The organism is Synechococcus sp. CCAP 1479/9 (assembly GCF_019038535.1).
Lineage (GTDB): Bacteria > Cyanobacteriota > Cyanobacteriia > PCC-6307 > Cyanobiaceae > Cyanobium.
On record NZ_JAFKRK010000046.1, the window covers coordinates 1 to 1,162 of the forward strand.

At 72.7% G+C, this 1,162-nt stretch carries 1 protein-coding gene; it reads right to left on the reverse strand.

Annotation, left to right across the window (positions count from 1 at the left end; genetic code table 11):
* Positions 1–122 precede the first annotated feature (122 nt).
* On the reverse strand, positions 123–1,162 hold a 1,040-nt coding region (locus tag KUG38_RS16640; protein ID WP_286196170.1), incomplete at its 5' end, for an SGNH hydrolase domain-containing protein.

The following is a 1,162-nucleotide window of genomic DNA, read 5'->3' on the forward strand; positions in this document are numbered from 1 at the left end:
CCCCCGCAGCGCATCGATGTCCGGCCGGTAGGCAAACCCTCCCCCTTTCCCGCCTGCTCCGGTCGCCGGGCCGCTCGCCGACGCGGCAGCTCCGGTGCTCGTGACGGCGGGGGCCACGGCCATCAGCGACCCCCCGGGGTCAGGCCCGCCTGCGACAGGAACCGCTCGAACGGCTCCGCCAGCGAGCGGCTGCCGCTGACGCTGAGGTGGTGGTTGTCGGCGAACAGGGGGGTGCCGTCGGGCCGGCGATCCAGCACCCGACCATCCGCACCCACCAGGTAGGGGGTGGGGTCGAACACATGCACGTTCGGCAGGCCCGCCGCCGCCGCCTCCAGGGTGGCGCGCACCGTGCGCTGCATCGCCGCCGTCACGGCGGGCTCGGGCGCGCAGCTCACGGCCGGGCCGGTGGAGCGGCGACATTCCAGCGGCTTGCGGGCCAGCATCGGGCTGTCCACCACCAGCACCAGCGCGATGCCCCGGGCGGCGAGGCGCTGGGCGTAGGCCCGCAGGTTGGCCACGTGGCGCTCCCGGGCCTGGGCGGGGGTGAGGCGGCGGTCGCCATCCATGACGTTGGCCTCGCTGGGGGTGCCGGCGGGGGTCACATCGCCCACGTAGTAGTTGAGCCAGGAGGAGAGCACCACGACATCGCCCCGCTTGAGGCGTTCCAGGGAGCGCTCCATCTCGCCGACCACAAAGTCGCGGCAGGGGCCATAGCTCTTGTTGCCCCAGCTCATCAGCAGGCTGGGATCGGTGAAGCAGGCCATCTGGTAGGTGAAGCTGATCCGCTGGCCGGTGCGGGCGGTCACCGCATCCAGCATCGGCAGCAGGTGCAGGGCATGGGAATCGCCCAGCAGGAAGATCTCGCCGGCACCGGGCCGGCCGGGGCGGCCGCAGCGCTCGAAATCGATGCGGGTGGTGTCGTTGTAGGGCTGGCCGTACACGAGGCTGCAGCCGCTGCCGATGCCCGTGCCGGGGATCAGCAGGTTCTGGATGCGCTCGCTGCGGGGCACCGGATCGCGGTCGGTGCCCCGGAACAGGCGGTCCCGCAGGCCGTTCTGCAGGGCGTCGACGCCGATCCACAGGCCCGCCACCGCCAGCACCGCCAGCAGCGTCTCCCACCACCACGTCAGCGGATAACGCCGCACCGGCTGCTCCACCAGTC